Consider the following 19,770-nt stretch of genomic DNA (forward strand, 5'->3'; position numbering starts at 1 on the left):
GGGTCAGACCACAATAAAAACACCAGACCATTAAAAATTTAAACCGTGGTCTGACCCCGTCTTCTATTCCCATAGCCAGCGCGTGCCAAACCATCTCGAGTATCTGTGCCAAAACGTACAAAATCATCTGTGTTTGAAAAACCTTTTGGAATTACAGGCGCTTTTGCACCAACTAAACCTTAAGAAAAATAGAAAAATCCGAGCCAAGTTCATCTCTCAAGCTTTCAGCTAACCGCTCTCCCTCCCGCTTGAATTCCCGTTCTAGCTCCTCACTCTTGAATCCAGAATTGGGCGGGTAATCAGCATCCAGTGTTTCATCGTATATAGCGGCCCACTTTGATAGACGCTGCTGAAGCTCTTTAGAGATGGGAAGCTCGCAAGGAGATATGTCCCCATACTCATCGGGGGACATATCCCAAAGCGGATGACACTGATAATCCGCCATCAACTTTATATTTTTCATTTAACGCTCCCCCTTGGGTTTGCACCGACGACAAAGCCGTTGTCGCCAACAGTCACAGCGATTCGCTGCGGCTGCCCATTAATAGTTAACTCATAAATTGGGCGCCCAGCTCCAGAGCCTTGATAACCAACGAGCTTACCCTCAGAAACAGCTTTCATTACTACGCCCGGAATCTGAGCTTCAGACACGCCCATCTGAGCGAATTGGCTACCATGCTCCTCAATAATATGCTGCAACCCGGCTTTTGAGTTTCCAGCCTCGAGGAATACAACCTTCCCGCTAGAATTGCGAGTCGTTGCAATGACATTCTCGGGGGTAAATTTCACACCATTAGCAGTTAACTCATCAAGCAAAGATGTGTTCAACGTGCCTTTTGCACCATCCGTCAGCAGCAACGGCGGCGTATTCACCTTCGAATATGAAGCAAGCTCACTACGCCCATCAGCGTACACAACCTTCATCGTATCGTCACTGACAGTGACAATGCTGCCCTTGGGAATCACTTTCCCACTCTGCAGCGTTACGCTCTCACTGAGTTCGACTGTCGTATTGGCCTGAATCGTGGCGCTTTTAACGTATTGGGGGCCGCCCACCGGCACGTGATTGGGCACATCGATCGGATGTGGCCCTACACGTTCAAACTTGGCCAGCTTACCTTCAACACCACCCGCAGCCTTGGTGGCTGCAGCAATCTCTTTGAACCCATTGATAGAGACCTCGACGCCAGCTTTAGAAAGTGTTGACGCGCCCTGAGCAGCGCCCCCTGTTCCGCCGGTAGCAATGACTTGGGCGTACAACGCCACCGCCTCACCCATTTGCTTACCAAGCTTCTCGGCGTTTTCATCACCACCAACAACCAGCGCATCGCGAAGCTGACTAATTTGCGACTTGAAGCCAGCGGCAGCCGCACCGAAGAGCTTCTCCCCCTCCACTGACAATATGAACGCGTTCATAGCGTCAATGCTTGCAACTGGATCGCGCAGAACACCCACTGCACCGTTCAGAGCATCTATGCCAGCGCCTGCCATACTGTCTTTGAAACTATCGAAGAGCGCGCTGGCTGAAGCCATATCTTGGCTACCAGAAATGGATAACCACTTGCCCGTCACCTTCATTTTTTCAGTGAACGTTTTGGCTTCTGCTACTTCCTTGACCATTTGGACTATTTGTTGAGTCGCCAACCAATTGTTGTCGACGTTCGCAATCGCAGCGTTAGTAGCCGTCGCCGCGCCGTTCGGGTTGCTCATTGCAGCAATGCCGGTCACCATCGACGCGATAATGTTGCGCTTGGCCTCTCGCTCCTCGCTGGTTTCGTTAGGGCTGGTTTCGTTGAAAAGGCCTGCGAGTAAACTACTGGCCGAACCACCTAGCGCGCCCGCTGAGCAGCTCTGGCTGCTGGCGGCAGCACCGGCACAGCCGAGAATGGCATGCAAGCTGGCGTGCTCGGGGCTGCCTTCTTTCAGCCCATTGATTACCAGTTTGCCGATGTAGTCCGAGCCTTGTTGCTGGACGTAGTTAACGACCATATTCTGTGCAAACTGCGCACCACCACCGGTTACGTTGCCGCTTGCACCCGCGACCAATGCGGTCGCGATTTGTCGATAGGTACCGCCCGCGCCCCAATCAGCGGCGACGGCATTGGCTTGTTTATTCAGGTCCAGGTATTTCTGTCGATGAACCGCTTGTACGTTAGGGTCGACTTCAGGGTCGCGGGATTTGGCAAATTCCTTTTCAGCGTCGCTACGCAGCGTATCCGCCTCACGGGCGCGAGTCTCCAGATACGCCGCTACGTTCTGAACAAACTTGCCAGTAATCTCGAAACCGACCTGAATTTCCTTCGCGTCGAAAATTGGCTTTAGCTTGTTACTGCCATCTCGATCACTGGACACGTCAGTATTGATTGCAGCCACAGCTTGCTCGGCCGTCTGGCCGGTCAACGCCTGCTGCTTGGCGCTGTCAGTAACCGTCACTGCTGCGCCGCTGATACCGCTCAAGGTTTTACTGCTGGAGCTGTCACCGGCGTACAGCGCAACAGGGGCGTTGACGCCGAACCCGCCTTTATCAGCCACTGGTGTACCGGTCTTGGTAGCGTCGACGTTGCCGTCTGCATCCCTGCCAACCTTCCCGCCTTTGCTATAGCCACCGCTCAGATTGATACTGGTAGCGTCATAGTCCGCCTTGTTCTTGACATCCGAACTAGTCAGCGAGCCTGTTGTGAGGGTGTTCTTACCATCGGCTACCGCTTTATCGGTGCTGGCAATGATCGCGCCCTTGAGGTCGGTATTACCCTTGACCTCAACCTGGAAACCACCATCGCGCGCCTTGATGCCCGATTGATCGCTGACACTGGCGTAGTCGCTGTGCATTTTCTGCTGACCAATGCCACCACTGACGCTGCTCATTCCCATACAGAATGGTGGTACGCAAATGCTGACCCCGACGTTTGCGCTCAGTTGCTCGGAGCGATAAGTACTGGTGTCTTGCAGACTCTCGATATTGAGATCACCGCCCACCTTGGCCTGAACTTGCTGGCCGGTAACGACTGCACCTTTGAGATTGGTATCCCCGGCACTCTCAAGCCGTACTGTCTGCCCAGCCTTGACGGATGTGTTGGTTTGGGTGACATCGTCACCATCGGACATCCCCCGCCCTTTATTGGCCGCGAGGTCCAATGTGAACCCGTTTTGTTGCCCGCCAAAACTGAACCCGACACCAGCGCTCCAGCCACTGTTGTTGTTGGAGCTATCCTGATGTGCCGTATTTTGCGCAGCCAGGAGGTTGATCTTGCCATCCGCCTTAAGGTTGGCATCACCTCCAGCATCGATACGGCTGCCCACTACATTCAAATTACTATCAGCACCCGCCCCCTTGGCAGTGATATTGACGTCACCGCCTGCAACCACGCTGCTGCCCACCACATTGCGGCCACTCTGGCTACTTTCATTGTGACTACGGCTGTCGCTCAAGTTGACACTGATCTTCACGCCCGTGAGGTCTTTTTTCATCAGCGCCTGGCCACCTTCGAGCGCTGAATTGGCACTCATGGCAGCATTCACAGCGGACAGCGCGAGCATGCGGCCGTCGCTTGTTTGTTGGGCGGACTCAACTGTCCCCTGAAGGCTGCGCAGTGCATCAACCATAGGAACGCTGACGGTGCCGCCAACCGCCGTGCGACTGGTGCTCGCTGTGTTGTTGGCTTTCAAGGAATCGAATCCAGCCTCGATATCTACCTGTTTGGCCTTGATATCGATATCGCCTTTAGGCGCAACCACCTGGCTGGCAATCTGGCTGTAATGCTCCCCAGCCGTAAGGCTGACATCGCCCCCCAACGAAGCGATCTGGCTGCCGGTCTGACGGGTAGTTTCGCTCTGATCAGCCTTCTTGGTCTTGACGACACCTGTCGCACTTTGCCACCAGGAGCCCACCTCCCCGACCTTTTTGCTGTTGGCCTTGGAGCTTGCGCTTGAGGTGTTTTCAGCGCTGACTACTTCAAGATTTCGCCCCGCGTCGATCTGTAGCTCACGGTCCGTAACCAACGTACTTCCACGCACGGTAGTATCGCGTCCGCTGGTGATCTGCAAGCTATCGGCGCTGATATCACTGCCGATGCTTTGCGAGGCACTTTGCTGAGCCTGCTGGCCTTTCTGCGCCGCAGACATTCCGACGGTGAGCGATATGCCGACCTTGCTGGACTGTTTGGATTGGCTTGAGGCCTGCTGCACTTCAGCCGTACCGATTTCCACATCATTGCCAGCATTGAGCTTAACCACACCTTCTGCCCGCAGAGCCGCTGCTTCCAGAGAGATATCGTTATCCGCTCGCAGATCAATTGACTTGGCAACAAGCTCGGTACTATTCAACGTTGTCTGGCTACTCGAGCTGCTACTGGACTTACTCGAAAACAGGCCTTTTTTGGATGAAGAGCTAGCCTGGCTGGCATAGTTTTCGGCCGCAACAAGATTGATGTCGTGCCCTGCGGTAGCCAGCAGTGCCCCGCCACTATTGATCTTGGCGCCCTCCGCATTAATATCCTGAGCCGCCGAGATAACAACTTTCTTGCCAGCGTCAATGGATGAGCTAACAGCAACATTGCTGTCACTCTCACTCATCTTCGTACTCTTCTTACCCCATGATCCCTTCTTAGTTTTGGAGTAGTACGAGTAATCGCTGTCCTCGGCAGTGTTGAGATTCAAATCGTTTCCGGCAAACAGATACGCTTCATCACCCGCAGAGACTCGACTAGCCGTCAACGCCAAATCCTGCCCCGCACTCAAGCTGACATCCCCTCCAGCCTTAACCGAGGTGCCCACCTGGCTCACATGATCTTCCTGCGCTTTCACCTTCTTCAAATTCAACGCCGAATGCTGCTCATCCGCCGCCGAAGCCAGGGTCAGGTCTCCCGTGGCCGACATCGCCACATCACGCTTGGCCTCGATCTGGCTCGCAATGGCCGTCAAGTCCCGACCCGCAACCGCTGACAGATCCCGACCTGCTGTCACCGACGAGCCGTTCTGGGTCCTGGTGCTGCTGGAGTTGCTGGCGCTGATGTTGGCGTTGCTGGTCGTCTGTTCCACCGACCCAAAGCTCAGGTCACGCCCGGCCTGGATCGTGGTGTCGCGCCCGCTCTGCAGCACGCTGCCCTGGTTGGAGAAATCTCGTCCGGCCCTGATGCTGAGGTCGTTCGCCGCCTCGATGCGCGCGGCGCTGTTGAGGAAGTCGGTGTGTTCGCTCATCACCCCATTGCTGCTGTCGTGACCGGTGACCGTGCGCTCGTTGATCACATCACCGCGCAAGGCGGTCAACGTGACGTCGCGGCCGGTAATAATGCCCCCGGCTTTGTTGACGATGTTGTTGCCCGCCAGCAGGTCCAGGCGGTTGCCCGCTTCGATCAGGCCGCTGTTGACCAGGTCGTTGCCGGCCTTGGCCGACAGGTTGTTGCTGGCACGCAGGGTGCCGACGTTGTTCAGGTCTTGCCCGGCGATCAGGCTGACGTCATTCCCGGCAATCAGCGCGCCCGTCGGGGCCAGGCGATTGTTGGCGTTGGCCAGGTAGAGCACCGGCACCAGCACTTCCTCACCGTTCACCACGCTCTTTTCCAGCCAGACGATGTCGTGGGTCAGGGCCGCGACCTGTTCTGAGGTCAAGTTCACCCCAACGGACAGGTTCAGTTGCTGCTTGCTGGTGATGGCGTTGTCCATCAGGTACTTGAACAGTTTTTCGTCCGTGTTCTGGCCATCAATGAAGCGCTGGCCGGTGCGGGCCACCACCGCCTGTTGAACCAGGCGCTGTTCGTAGAAGCCGTCACCCAGGCGCTTGGCGCTTTCATCCGGGTTGTAGCCCAGGCCCGACAGCAGGTAATCCGAACTCATGAACTGCTTGAGGTCGGTGAGCACCGGGTTGGTTTCGATCAGGTATTTATGCGGCTGCGAAACCGCGCTACGGTCGGGAAGGCCCTGCACCCGGTTGACGGTCTGGCTGGCCACCGGAGTCGGTTGTGCTTCGGATGGTTGGACAACGACCACGGCAGGTCGGCTGCTGGTACTCGCGGCACCCGGTTGCTCGACCGGCGTGATGACCGGTTGGCTCTCGCGCGGTACCGGCGCTACCGGAACCACCACGGACGGCTGTGGTGTACCGACGGCAACCTGTGCATCGTGGGCCAGCGGTGTCAGGCCTGGCAGGTTGAGGTCGGGGCGCGTGCTACTCGGCGCAATGGCCACAACGCTGGTACCGCGATCCACGGTCGACAGGCCCGGTACATTCAGGTCGGGGCGAGTGCTGCCAGACGGGGTGCCATCGGGCGTGGTCAGAACGATTCGCGCGTCACGCTCGGCGGGTGTCAGACCGGAAAGGTCGACATCGGGGCGCGACACATCGACCACTGGCCGGGAACCGTCAATGGGGTTTTGGGTATTGATGCCGTCGACATGGGTGATATCGCCGCCGGTGGTGCGGCCAGGTTGTAGCGTTCCCACGTCGGCATTGCCCACACCGGCAACGTTGATGGCGCTGGCGCTGGCGTTGATTCCACTGGTTTCGCGTGCCGCCACCGAAACCTGCCGGTTGTTGGCGGAGAGTTGGGTGACATCCTCCAACTGAATCGTCCGGCCCTGGGTTTCGGGAAGGCTCTGTTGGCGTTGTGCCAAACCGACGCTCGCACCGCCCAGGGTCCAGCTCTGGGGCCCTGCATTAGCTTGAGTCGCCTGCCCGCTGCTGGCGCCCTGCCCGCTCAAGCGGAACAAGCCGTTCTGGCCGGTGGGCAGGCTGAAGCCCGGAAGCGCGATGGGGTTGACTTGCTGTTGGGCTAAATCAGGTGGCAACTGCGAATTGATGGAGATCGCTGTCGAGTAGCCACTGCCCGCGCCGGTGTCAGTCTTCGTGCGGCCCGCGGCCACATAGGCATAGTAAGGACGAACCACACTGTTGTTGATGTTCTGGGCAGCATTAAGGGCAACGTTGCCCCCCGCCTGGATGACCGCGTCATAGGACTGGCCATCGCTATTGAGGGTGGTGATCTTTTGCGAGAGCTTGCCGCCGCCCATCAGGCTAAGGAAATAGCTGAGGTCTGCCTCAACCGTTGCCGAAGGCGTGGGGCTATTTTTGGCGTTGAAGTTGGCCGCCGCCGGCAGGGCCTGGAAAATCTGCGTGACATAGTTCCAGTAAGTGCGGGTGGTCTTGATCTCCTGGGCTTGCACGCCCTGGTTATTGATGGTGGTCGCGTTGGCGGTCAGGTTGCCCGTAGCGGCAATGGTGCTGCTCAGGTTGTTGAGGGTCTGGGCGTTGATCTGCATGTCAGCGCCACTGCTGAGGCTCGAAGCCACGCTGCTGCGGGTAACGTTCAAACGATCGATTTCATCGATTTGCCACAGACCGTTTCGACGGCCTTTGCTGCGGAAGTCACAACCCGCACCCGGAATCAGGTTGCAATCAAGTTCGGTGATCTTCACCGAGCTTTTTTCATGCGCCGAATACTCCAGCACATCCCTGACGTTATTGACGGTCATGGCATTGATCGTCAGGTTCTTTGCGCTCTCGATAGTGCCTGAACGGTTATCCAGCAAATCGGCTTTAGTCTGGTTCGGGTCTTTGGCGATCAGTACCTCACCCAGTCCATAGACATCGGCATAGGCGTTGGTGAAGCTGTTAGCCAGCAACCGCATGTCGCCACCGCTGGTGATCAACCCATTGCTGTTGACCAGGGTATGGGTGCTGAGGGTCAGGTTGGCACCTGTAGCCAGTGTGCCTGTGTTGCTGACCCCGCCGGCCGTGAGGGTCATGTTGTTGCCGGAGGTCAGACGCCCGGCGTTATTGAGCTGGCCACCCACGTTGACTGTGCTGTCTTGTCCGCCAGCAACACTGGCCGTCGTACTCAGGCTCAATTGCCCGGCACTCAGGCCAAGGTTACCCACACTGCTATAACGCCCATTGCCACCGTAGTTGCCGGCCAGCGTCAATTGGGCCGTGCCATCGCTGGCAATCAAACCATCGTTGTTCCAGTTGCCGCCACTGCCGGCAAAGCTGTCAGACGCCAGCAACTGCCCGCCTGCGGTTTGATTCAAGGTATTGACGTTCACCGTCAAGCGCCCGGCCTGGATCACGCTGCTGTTGGTCCAGCTGTCCGCTGCCAGGGTCAGCCCGCCACGGGTCACCACGTTGCCACCGGCGTTGGTAAGGTTCGCGGTGGCAATATCAAAGATTCCGTTGCCGCTGTGCAGCAGGCTGCCGCCCTGGTTCTGGAAACCTGCGGCATTCAGGGTCAGGTCGTTGTTACGGCTCTCGAATTGACCATTGCGGTTGTCGAACAGGCCTGCGATCTGGAAGTCGGTCTTGCCGCTGCTGCCCATGGCGCGCAATTGGCCGCCCTGGTTATCAACGTTGTTGGCGCGCACGTTCAGGACGGTGTCGCTTTCGATAATCCCCGAATGGTTGCTGAGCTGGCCGCTGAGTCCCAGTTCAACTCGATTCGCCGCCACCTGGCCCGAACTGTTATCCAGCCACACACCACCGACCCGTAACAGATCCTTGGCGTACAGACCGCCGTAGGCGTTGGCGAAATAATTGGCGTTGACTACGGCGTCGCCATTTTGTGCAGCGATACGGCCGTGCTGGTTGTCGACGCTGCCGGCCATCAGGTTCAAACGCTGGCCTTGAATCACGCCAGCCTGGTTACCCTGACTGTAGCCGTTGAGCAGCCTGTCGCCGACGTTGGCATCCAATAGCCCCTTGAGGCTGGCCAGTGTGCCGCCCTGGTTATTCAAGGTGGTGGCCTTGACGGTCACGTCCCCGCTCTGCGCCAGAAGCTTGCCACCTTCGTTGTCGATGTCGCCGCTAACGTCCAGGCTCAGACCACTCTGCCCCTGCACCACACCCGCACGGTTACTCAGGCCAACGGCCTTCACTTGCAGGTCGGCACCCTGGCTGTAGATCAAGCCGTCGGCGTCGTTTTGCAGGAGGCCGGTGCTGGTGATTGCCACGCGCTCCTTACCGGCGATGGTGCCGCGCTGGCGGTTGTCGATACCGCCGGCGAGCAGGGTCAGCAGGCCTTGGCTGGCGATCTGGCCACCCTGGTTGTTGACCTGGACAGCGCGCTGCAACAGCAACGGGCCGGCACTCGCCAGCTTGCCATTGGTGTTGTCGAGGGTGCCCAACAGGTTGAGGGTCAAGCGGCCATTGCTGGCCAGCGCGCCGCCCACGTTGTGCAGGTCGGTGCCGGTGAGGCTCAGGGCTTGTTGTGCATTGACGGTGCCGGCCTGGTTGCCCAGGGTGGCGGCTTGTACGTCGAGGTCGGCGCCGCTGTCGATCAGGCCGCCGTTGGCGTTGTTCAGCACACCGCTGACGACGAGGCTTTGCCCTGCGCCGCTGGAAAGAATACCGCCGCGGTTGTCTAGGCTGGCGGCACTGACGTTCAACTGGCCTTGGCTGACCAAGGCACCGGCACCGCCATTGAGCAGTTCGCCGGAAAGACGTACGTCCACCGCGCCGCTGCGGCTGGACAAGGTGCCGTTGTTGCGGTTGTCGAGGCTGCCACCGCCGACGCTCAGGCCCTGCCAGCCGGAGACCAGGCCGTTCTGGTTGATCAGGTTGGCCGCGTTGACCGTCAGCACCTGGCTGCTGATCAGCTTGCCGCCGCTGTTGTCCAGGGTACCGGTGTTCAGGGACAGGGTTTGCTGGCTGGACAGTTCGCCGTTCTGGTTGTTGAAGGCGCGCAGACGGTTGAGGGTCAGTGGGCCTTTGGCGAGGATCAGGCCGTTGCGGTTATCCAGGTCGCTGTTGTTCAGGTCCAGGGTGACGCGCTGTTCGCCCACCACGCGGCCACCCGCCAGCGTCAGTGCGCTCAGGTTCAGGTCCATTGCGCCTTTGGCGGAGACTTCACCGCCACTGCCGGTGTTGAGGCTGGCGGCGCTCAGGTTGAGGTTGCCCTGGCTGTTGATCAGGCCGGCGACGCTGTTGTCCAGGGCCATGGCGCTGAGGGTGACGCCCGCTGTACCGAGCAGGCTGCCGTTTTGGTTATTCAGGTTGGCGCTGTGCAGGGTCAGCGCCTGGGTGGCGCTGATCAGGCCTTGGTCCTGGTTGTTGAGCAGGCCGTCGCTGGTCAGTTGCAGGTCGCTGCGACTGGTCAGGGTGCCGCCCCGGTTGTCCACGGAGCCGGCGTGTGCGTTGAGGCTGGCGGCGCCGATCAGGCCTTTGACGTTGGCCAGGGCCTGGTTGAGGCGCAGGGTCAGGCCTTGGTTGCTCAGGAGCTTGCCGTTGCTGTTGTCCAGGCTTTGCGCGGCCAGGGTGAAGGCTTGGGCGCTGGAGATTTCACCGTTCTGGTTGCTGACGGTCGTGAGGTTATTGAGCAGCAACGGACCGACCGTGTTGATCAGCCCACCCTGGTTGTTCAACTGGCCGTTGTTCAGGTCGAGGCTCAGGCTGCTGTTACTGAAGAGCTTGCCGCCCTGCTGGTCAAGGCCGGTGACGCTGGCGGTGAGGGCCTTGGCGCTGCCGATGCTGCCGCCGTTGTTCACCTGGCCGGCGCTCAGGTTCAGGGTGTCGCCGCTGTTGAGGCGCCCGCTCTGGTTATTCAGCACGCCGGTGCTGACCGCAACGGCACCCTTGCCGCTGATGCTGCCTTGCTGGTTGCCCAAACTGGCGCTGCTCAGCACCAAGGCGCCGTCGGTGACCAGCTCACCGTTCTGGTTGTTCAACTGGCCAGCGACGCCGACGTTCAGCCCCTGGGCACTGGAGAGGCTGCCCTGGGTGTTAGTGAGGTTACGTGCCTTGACGTCGAGGGTGCCTTCACTGCTCAGCAGGCCCTGGCTGTTGTCCAGGTCACCGGCCAGTTCCAGCCGCAACGGTTGCTGGCTGAGGATTTTGCCGCCGGTGTTATCCAGGCCTGTGCCCACCAGCATCAGGCGCTGGCCGCTGAGTTGGCCGCCCTGGCGGTTGAGCAATTGGTCGACTGTCAGGTTCAGGCCGTGGGCCGCGAATACCTGGCCGCTGTCGCTATTGTCCAGACGCTGGCCGATCACGCTGACGTCAGCGTTGCTGGTCAGTTCGCCGGCGCGGTTGTCGATGGCGCCCACGTCGAGTTTCAGCGCTTTTGTGGCGCCTACCAGACCGCCACGGTTATCCAGGCTGGCGCCGCTGACGTGTAGGGTTTCGGTGCCGATCAACTGGCCTTTCTGGTTGTCGAGGCGGTTCGCGTTGACGGTCAGTTCGGCCTTGCCGGCGATCTCGCCGCCACGGTTGTCCAGGTTGGCGGTGGCAAGCAGCAACGCGCCGTCGCCGATCAGGGTGCCGCGCTGGTTATCGATCAGGTCGCCGGCGCTGACATCCAGGCCGCCACGGCTGCTGATCAGGCCGTCGGTGTTGTCCAGGCTTGCACTGCGGCTGTTGAGGCTGGCACCGCTGATACGGCCTTTGGTATTGGCCAGGGCCTGGTCGATGCGCAGGACCAAGGCCTGGTTGCTGATCAGTTTGCCGTTGCTGTTGTCGAGGTTGCGGGCGGCCAGGGTGAAGGCGTTCTGGCTGGAGATCTCACCGTTCTGGTTGTTGACGTTGCCGAGGTTTTTCAGCACCAGGATCGGCGCGTTGATCAAGCCTGCGTTGTTGATGTCACCGTTGTTCAAGTCCAGGTTCAGTTGCGTGTTACTGAACAGCTCGCCGCCCTGCTGGGTGAGGCCGGTAAGGCTGGCGTTCAGGGTGCCGGCGCTGGCGATGCGGCCACCGTTGCTGACCTGGGTGGCCTTGAGGTCGAGGCTGCCTGCGCTGATCAGGCGGCCGCCCAGCGTGTTGTTGAACAGGCCGGTATTCAGGGTCGCGGCGCCCTGGCTTTTGAGCAGGCCTTGCTGGCTGTTGTCGAGGCTGGCGCTGGTCAGAGCGAGGGTTTGGGCGGTCTCGACGACACCGCCCTGGTTGAGCAGATCACTGGCGCTGGTGATGTCCAGCGTAGCGGCGCTGGAAATACTGCCGCCGGTGTTGTCGATGCGTTGGCCGAGCAGTTGCAAGGTGCCTTCGCTGCTGAGCTTGCCGTGGCGGTTATCCAGCCCCGCCGCCAGTTGAATCGCCAGCGAGCGCTGACCGGCAAAGGTGCCTTGGGCGTTGTCCAAACGAGTCCCGGTAAAGCGCGCATCCTGGGCGAACACCAGCCCCTTGGCCTGGTTGATCACCTGGGCCACGGCCAATTGCAGGGCGGTCCCGGCCAGCAGCTTGCCGCCACTGTTGTCCAGGTGCTGGCCGCTGAGTTCGGCGTCTATCTGGCTGGAGATTTCTCCGGCGCGGTTATCGATGCTGTCGACCTTGAGTTTCAGCGCTTTTGTGGCCCCTACCAGACCGCCGTCGCGGTTATCGAGGGTGGTGCCGCTGAGGGTCAGATTGCCTTGGGCAACCAGTTCGCCTCCTTGCTGATTCAGAACACCGATGGTGGCGTCCAGATCGGTCTGGCTGGCGATACGGCCTTTGCCGTTATTGACGCTATCCAGGGTCAAACGCACCGGCCCTACGGCGCTGATCAAGCCGCCCTGGTTGCTCAGCGACTGGCCGGTAACGTCCAGGGCCTGCTTGCTGTTGAGCACGCCCTCGCGGTTGTCCAACTGGCCAAGGTGCAGGTTCAGGTCCTGGTTGGCGCGGATCACGCCCGCGCGGTTATCCAGGCTGTTACCCCGCACAGTCAGCAGGTTTTGCCCGGAAAGGCGCCCGCCACGGTTATCCAGGCTCGCCGCCTGAATATCGATCAGCCCTTTGGCCAACACACTGCCCTTGGCCTGGTTGTCCAGCAAACCCGCGACCTTCACCGTCAGGCTGCCATCGCTGACCAGGCTGCCGGCCTGACTGTTGTCCAGGCTCGCCGACGTCACCTGCAAACGCTGACCGGCGCCCACGGTGCCGTTCTGGTTGGTCAGCGCGCCCTGGATCGCCAGGTCGAGGCTCACATCGCCCGTGACCTGACCGTTGCGGTTGTTCAAGGTCATGGCGTTGACCACGCTGGCACCGGCACTGGAGACTTCGCCGTCGGCGTTCAGCAGGTCACCGGCCAGCGTCAGGGTCAGGTCTTTCGAACTGCTGAACACCCCATCACTGTTGTCCAGGCTTGCCGCTTGAGCGGTGAGCCCGGCCGCTGAAATCTGGCCCTTGAGGTTGATCAGAGCCTGATCGATCTTGAGGCTCAGCGCCTGGTCACTCAGCAGTTTGCCGTCGCTGTTATCCAGGCTTTGCGCGGCCAGGGTAAACGCCTGTTTGCTGGAGATCTCGCCGCCCTGGTTGGCAACGCTCGACAGGTTCTTGAGCACCAGCGGGCCAGGCGCATTGATCAAGCCACCGGCGTTGTTCAGATGGCCTTTGTTCATGTCCAGGGTCAGGGCACTGGTGCTGTACAGCTCGCCGCCGCCCCGTTGGTCGAGGCCGGTGAGGCTGGCGGTGAGGGCCTTGGCACTGGCGATGCGACCATCGAAGCGGTTGTCCACCTGCCCCGCCACCAGGTTGAGCCGGTCGGCGCTGGTCAGCCGTCCGCTTTGCTGATTGTTCAAGGCTCCAGTGGTGACCTGCACGGCCCCATCACCGATAATTTTGCCGCCACGGTTGTCGAGGCTGGCGCTGGTCAAGGTCAAGGCGACGGCACTGAGCAACTCGCCCTTCTGGTTGCTGATCGTCCCCGTGGTTGCCAGTACCAGCGGCGCGGCGCTGCTGATGCGACCGCTGTCATTGTCGAGGCTGGTCGACTGCACGTTCAGGCTGCCATCGCTGCGCAGCGCGCCTTGCTGGTTGTTCAAATGACCGCTCAATGCCATGGACAGGTTGCCCTTGGCGTACACGCTGCCCTGGCCACTGTTATCCAGTTGCGCGGCGTTCAGGCTGATGGATTGCTGCCCGGAGATGATGCCCTTGAGCTGGTTGTTCAGGCGCTGCAAGGTCAGTTGCAGGTCGCCGTTGGCCAGCAAGTGGCCGCCGGTGCTGTTGTCGAACTGGCTGCCGGTGAGCGTCAGGTCGGTGACGCTGGAGACTTCCCCGGCGCGGTTGTCCAGGGTGTCGACTGCCAAGGTCATGGCCTTGCCCGAATTGAGCAGGCCGCCGTCGCGGTTATCCAGCGTCGTACCGTTGACCTGCAACTGTCCCACCGCCGCGACGCTGCCGCCGCGGTTGTCGAATTGGCCGACAGTCAGGCTCAGGTCGCTCTTGCCGGTGATACGGCCCTTGGCCTGGTTATCCAGGCCGGCGGCGGTCAATTGCAGTTGGGCACTGGCGGCAAACAGCCCGGCCTGGTTAAGCAACTGGCCACTGATCAGGGCGTTCAGGGTTCCGTCGCTGGTGAGCTTGCCCTGAGTGTTGTCGAGGCTGGCGGCAGTCAGGTTCAGGGCCTGGCCAGCGACAAGGCGGCCATTGCGGTTGGACACCGCGCCCGAGTGATTGAGGGTGAGCAACTGGTCGCCCTGGATCAGGCCATGGCGGTTATCCAGCGACGCACCGGTCAGGGTGGTGGTGGCGCCGAGGATTTCGCCCTGCTGGTTGTCCAGTGCCGCCTCGACGTGCGCCGTCAGGCCATCGCGAACTTTGAGGGAGCCTTCGGTGTTCACCAGGCTGTTCGCCCGCAAGTCCAGCCCGGTAGCGGAAACCAGGCCCTTGGTATTGTCCAGGGCCTTGGCGATACGCACTACCAGCCCTTGCTCACTGAGCACGTTGCCGCTGCGGTTATCCAGGCTGTCGGCGGTGAACGTCAGCGCCTGGCTGCTGGAAATTTCCCCGCCCTGGTTATCCACGCTGGCAAGGTTGCTCAACAGCAACGCACCCGGTGCATGGATCAAGCCGCCCTGGTTGTTCAGGTGACCGTGGTTCAGGTCCAGGCTCACGCCCGCCTGGCTGTACAGACGACCGTCGTTGTGTTGATCGAGGCCGGTCACGGAGGCGGTGAGTTGCTGTTGGCTGGTGATACGCCCGCCCGCGCTGTTGTCCACCTGCCCCGCAGCTAACACGAGTGTGCCGTCGCTGTTGATCGTGCCTTGCGCATTGTTCAGCGCGCCGCTGACCGAGAGGCCCAGATGTTCCTTGGCGTAGAGACTGCCCTTGGCACTGTTGTCGAGGCTGGCGGCGGTCAGTTGCAGGTTAGCGCCGGCCGTCAACTGACCGGTCTGGTTGAGCAACTGCCCGGCAATGAGCGCCGTCAACCGAGCATCGCTGGTCAGCTTGCCGGCGCTGTTATCCAGGCTGGCCGCAGTGATGTCGAACGCCTGAGCACCAAACAGCGTGCCCTGACGGTTATCCACGGCGCCCAGACTGTTGAGGTTCAGCGTGGCATCGCCTTGGAACAACCCCAGGCGATTGTCCAGGGAGCCCACATTGACCGAGGCGGTGCGCGCCAGAAGCTTGCCGTTGCGGTTGTCCAGCGCACCGTCGACCTGCAACGCCAAGCCTTCAGTGGCACTGAGTGTGCCCCCCAGGTTATTCAGGCTGCCGGCATTCAGTTCCAGCGCCTTGGCGGACACCAGGCCCTTGGTGTTATCCAGGACGCGCGCAATGCGCAGGGTCAGCGCTTGCTCGCTGAGGACCTTGGCGTTGCGGTTGTCCAGCGTATCGGCGGCCAGGGTAAACGCCCGGCTGCTGGAGATTTCTCCGCCCTGGTTGTCGACGCTGTTGAGGTTGCTCAGCAGCAATTGGCCAGGTGCGGTGATCGCACCGCCCTGATTGTTCAGGTGCCCGCGATTGAGGTCGAGGCTGACATCGCCCTGGCCGAACAGGCGGCCGTCATTGCGCTGATCCAGCCCGGTCACGCTGGCGCTCAGCGACTGGCCACTGCTGATACGCCCACCGTCGCTGTTGTCCACCTGGCCGGCCTTCAGGTCCAGTTTGACGTCGCCGCGCAAGGTCCCTTGCGCATTGTTCAGCGCACCGCCCAGCAACAGGTCGAGATGATTGTTCGCGTACAGGCTGCCCTGGCGGTTATCCAGGGTGGCCGCGTTGAGTTTCAACACACCTACCGCCCCGAGGTTACCGTTGCGGTTATCGAGCGTGGCGCCGGCCAGAGTCAGGTCGGCCTTGCTGCTGATCCGTCCCTGGCGTTGGTTATCAAGACTGCCCAGGTTCAGGCTGAGGTTACCGGTGGCGGCCAACACGCCTGCCTGATTGAGCAGGTACCCGGCGATCGCAGCGGTCAAGGCGCCGTCGCTGGTGAACGTGCCCTCGGTGTTGTCCAGGCTCCCAGCATTGAGGGTGAAGCTGTTGCCTGCTGCCAGGGTGCCGTGCTGGTTGGTCAGCGCCCCGCTGTTGATTGCCAGGGTGCGGTCGCCTTGAGCCTGACCGCTGCTGTTATCCAGTACGCCTGCCGTCAACGAAAGCTCATTGGCCAGCAGCTTGCCGCTGCGATTGTCCAACAGACCGTCGACGCTCAGGTTCAAGCCACCACTCGCACTCAGCGTGCCGCCCTGATTGCTCAGGCTACCGGCCCGGGCATCCAGACCCGAGGCCGAAACCAGGCCTTTGGCGTTCTCCAGCGCGTGGGCAATTCGCAGGGTCAGGGCTTGCGCGCTCAAGACCTTGCCACGGGTGTTATCCAGGCTGTCCGCTTGCAGGCTGAAGCCCGTGGCGCTGGAGATTTCCCCGCCCTGGTTGTCGACGCTGTTGAGGTTGTTCAACAGCAACGACCCCGGAGCGTTGATCAACCCATTCTGGTTATTCAGGTGGCCGCGATTGAGGTCCAGGCTCAAGTCGCCCTGGCTGTAGAGACGACCGTCGTTATGCTGGTCCAGGCCGGTGACACTGGCACTGAGGGTCTTGCCATTGATGCGCCCGCCCATGCTGTTATCCAGCAGCGCGGTGCGCAGTTGCAAGGTGCCGCCGGCACTTAGTTGACCCGCCTGGTTGTTCAGGTCGGCGCTGCTCAGTTGCAGGTTCGCGCCTGCGGTAAACAACCCGCTCTGGTTGAGCAGGTTGCCGGCAATGGCAGCGGTCAGCGCTGCGTTGCTGGTCAGTTTGCCAAGGGTGTTGTCGAGGCTGGCAGCAGTCAGTTCCAGGGTCTGGCCGCTTGCCAAGGTGCCGTTGCGGTTGCTGAGGGCACCGCTGTCGATCTTCAGCAGATTGTCGCCCTGCACCTGCCCTTGGGCGTTGTCCAGCGAACCCGCCGTAAGCCGCACATCACGGCCCAGGATTTCAGCGCGGTGGTTGACCAGCGTTGCGCCGACGCCCAGGTTCAGGCCGCCCTGCGCCACCAAGTGGCCGCTGCTGTTGTCGAGGCTGCCGGCTTGCACCTGCAGTGATGTCGCACTCACCCGGCCCGCCGCATTGTTCAAGGCCTGGGCGACGGCCAGGGTCAGCGACTGCTCACTCAAGACCTTGCCGCTGCGGTTATCCAGGTTGTCGGCTTGCAGCGTGAAGCCGGTGGTGCTGGAGATTTCTCCGTTGCGGTTATCGACGCTGTTGAAGTTGTTCAGCAGCAACTGGCCGGGTGCGCTGATCACACCGCCCTGGTTGTCCAGATGCCCGCGGTTGAGGTCCAGGCTCAGGTTGGCCTGGCTGGAGAGGCGGCCGCCGCCGTTGTTCAGGCTGCCCACACTGAGCTGGCTGGCACCGGCGCCGCTGAGGCTGCCGCCACGGTTGTCCAGCAGCCCCGTCACACGGGCGTTCAGCGTACCGCGACTGCTCACGCTGCCTTTCTGGTCATTGACCAGGCTGGCAACATCAATCTGCAAACCGGTGGCAACAATCTGCCCTGCACCGTTATTCAGTGTCTCGGCAATCCGCAAGGTCAGTCCCTGGTCGCTGAGCAGCTTGCCGGCGCCGTTATCGACAGTGCGTGCCGCGACGGTAAAGGCCCGTGCACTGGAGACTTCGCCCTGGCGGTTATCCACGCTGTTGAGGTGGTCGAGGGTCAATTGCCCGGCGGCATTGATCAGCCCGGCACGGTTATCCAAATGGCCCTGGTTGAGGTTCAGGTTCAAGTCGGTGTTGCTGTAAAAGCGGCCGCCGTCATGTTGATCGAGGCTGCCAAGATTTGCGTTCATGCCCTGGGCGCTGGCGATCTGGCCACCGAGGCTGTTGTTGACCGCGCCAGCCGTCAGGTCCAGGGTCTGGCTGCTGGTGAGCACACCGCCCTGCTGGTTATCCAGCGTGCCGGCCTTGACCTGCGCACCGCCGGTGGACTCGATTCGTCCCTGCTGCTGGTTGGCCAGGGCGCCGCTCAGTTCAATCCCGAGCGTGCCTTGGCTGGTCAGCAAACCCTTTTGGCTGTTGTCCAGTGAAGCCGCCTTCAATTGCACGGCTTGGCGTGCAGCGATCCGCCCGCCCTGATTATTGATGGCCCCATTCGCATTCAGGCTCAAGACTTGCCCGGCCGACACCAGGCCTGCGACGTTATCCAACGTCGCCACCTGCAAGCTGGCCTGGCCGAGGCTCGACAGTTCACCGTTGCGGTTGATCAACTGGCCGACCGTTGCCGTCAGTTGTCCGGTGCTGGTCACCAGGCCGCCCTGGTTGTTAAGCCACTCACCGGCATTCAAGCCCAGGCTGCCAGCGCTCAAAATCCGGCCCTGGTTCTGGTTGTCCAGACGAATAGCACTGACCTGCGCCTGGCGCTGGGCAGTCAAGGTGCCGCCCTGGTTGACCAGTTCGCCGGTGTTGACGCTCAGGTCGCGACTGGCGATGACCGTCTTGCCGCTGTTGTCGATGGACTGCGCCGTCAAGCGCACATCACCGTTGGCATTGCGGCTGTTATCGGCATTCACACCTGCTTCGATAATTCCACTGTTGGTCAGCCGACCACCACTGTCCAGGGCAATGCTGTCTCGGGCGGCGAGGGTCTGGCGGTTGGTCAGCGCGCCTTGGGTCTTGACGCTCAGGTCAGTACCGGCCGACACCGGGCCCTGGGCATCGAGGCTGGCGGCCTTGACGTTGACCGCGCCAGTGGCGGAGGCCAGCCCCAGGTTCAGATTGCCACTGGCATCAATCTGAATATCCCCACCAGCCACCATGTCCCCGGCCAGCCTCACCCCTACACCTGCCTCGGTGCCCACCAGCTTGATCGCCCCCACGTACATGCCGCCCAGGGCCGAGGAGTCGATGGCCAGTTCCGGGGCTTGGCTGCCATCGGCCGCCCGCGCGGTGGCGTTCAAGCTGCGTGCATCCACATCGTTGCGACCGGCCACGATCGTCAGGTGCTTTGCCTGGATCTGTGCGTTGATTTTTGCGGCGCGGGTGATGATTTCGAACTGATCGACATTGCTGGCGTTCAAGCCGGCACCGTCGACGGACACGTTGCCCTGGTCAACCTGATAGCGATTGATCTGGCCGTTCTCGATGATCGCCTTGCCGGTGGTCAGGGTCACTTTCGGGGTATTGATAAAACCGCAGCCATTGCAGCTGATGCCATAGGGGTTGGCCACGATCACATGGGCCGACTGCCCCGCCACTTCGGTATAGCCACGCAACTGGCTGGGGCTGCCGCCGTTGACTTCGTTGAGGATGATATTGGCCGCCTGGCCCCGCAGGTTGGGGTTGCCGACGATGATCCCGCCCAGTTGGGTGTCCTGGGTCCGCCCGGTAACGTTATTGAGGATCAGGCCCGGCGCCGCAACGTTGTAGTCCTTGAACTGGTTATGGGACAAGCCGTTGGCATTGGGCGCCGCGATGTTGACGATGGGCACGCCGTTGCCTGCCTGGCCGAGGCTGGTGCCGGGCGCACTGACCACGATGCCATCGGCCTGGGCCCACAGCGGTTGCCAGAACATGACGTTGGCCAGGAGCAACGCCAGACCGCGTTTGGGCAAACCCCAGAAATGCTCGCGCGACTGCACGGCAGCCGAGGGTTGGCGAACCAGAAAGGCGAATTGGCGAACATCCATGTC

The 19,770-nt window shown here is 61.0% G+C and carries 2 protein-coding genes; both read right to left on the bottom strand.

Going from position 1 to position 19,770, the window contains the following annotated elements:
* Nucleotides 1-172: 172 nt before the first annotated feature.
* Nucleotides 173-463, bottom strand: coding sequence for a hypothetical protein (locus tag GNF76_RS27555; RefSeq protein ID WP_178123624.1), 291 nt, complete (start codon nt 461-463; stop codon nt 173-175).
* Nucleotides 460-19,767: a hemagglutinin repeat-containing protein gene (locus GNF76_RS27560; protein ID WP_155586214.1), complete on the bottom strand. Its 19,308-nt coding sequence runs from the start codon at nt 19,765-19,767 to the stop codon at nt 460-462. The genes GNF76_RS27555 and GNF76_RS27560 overlap by 4 nt, the downstream gene beginning before the upstream one ends.
* Nucleotides 19,768-19,770 lie beyond the last annotated feature (3 nt).

Origin of the sequence: Pseudomonas spelaei (assembly GCF_009724245.1) — a bacterium.
GTDB lineage: Bacteria > Pseudomonadota > Gammaproteobacteria > Pseudomonadales > Pseudomonadaceae > Aquipseudomonas > Aquipseudomonas spelaei.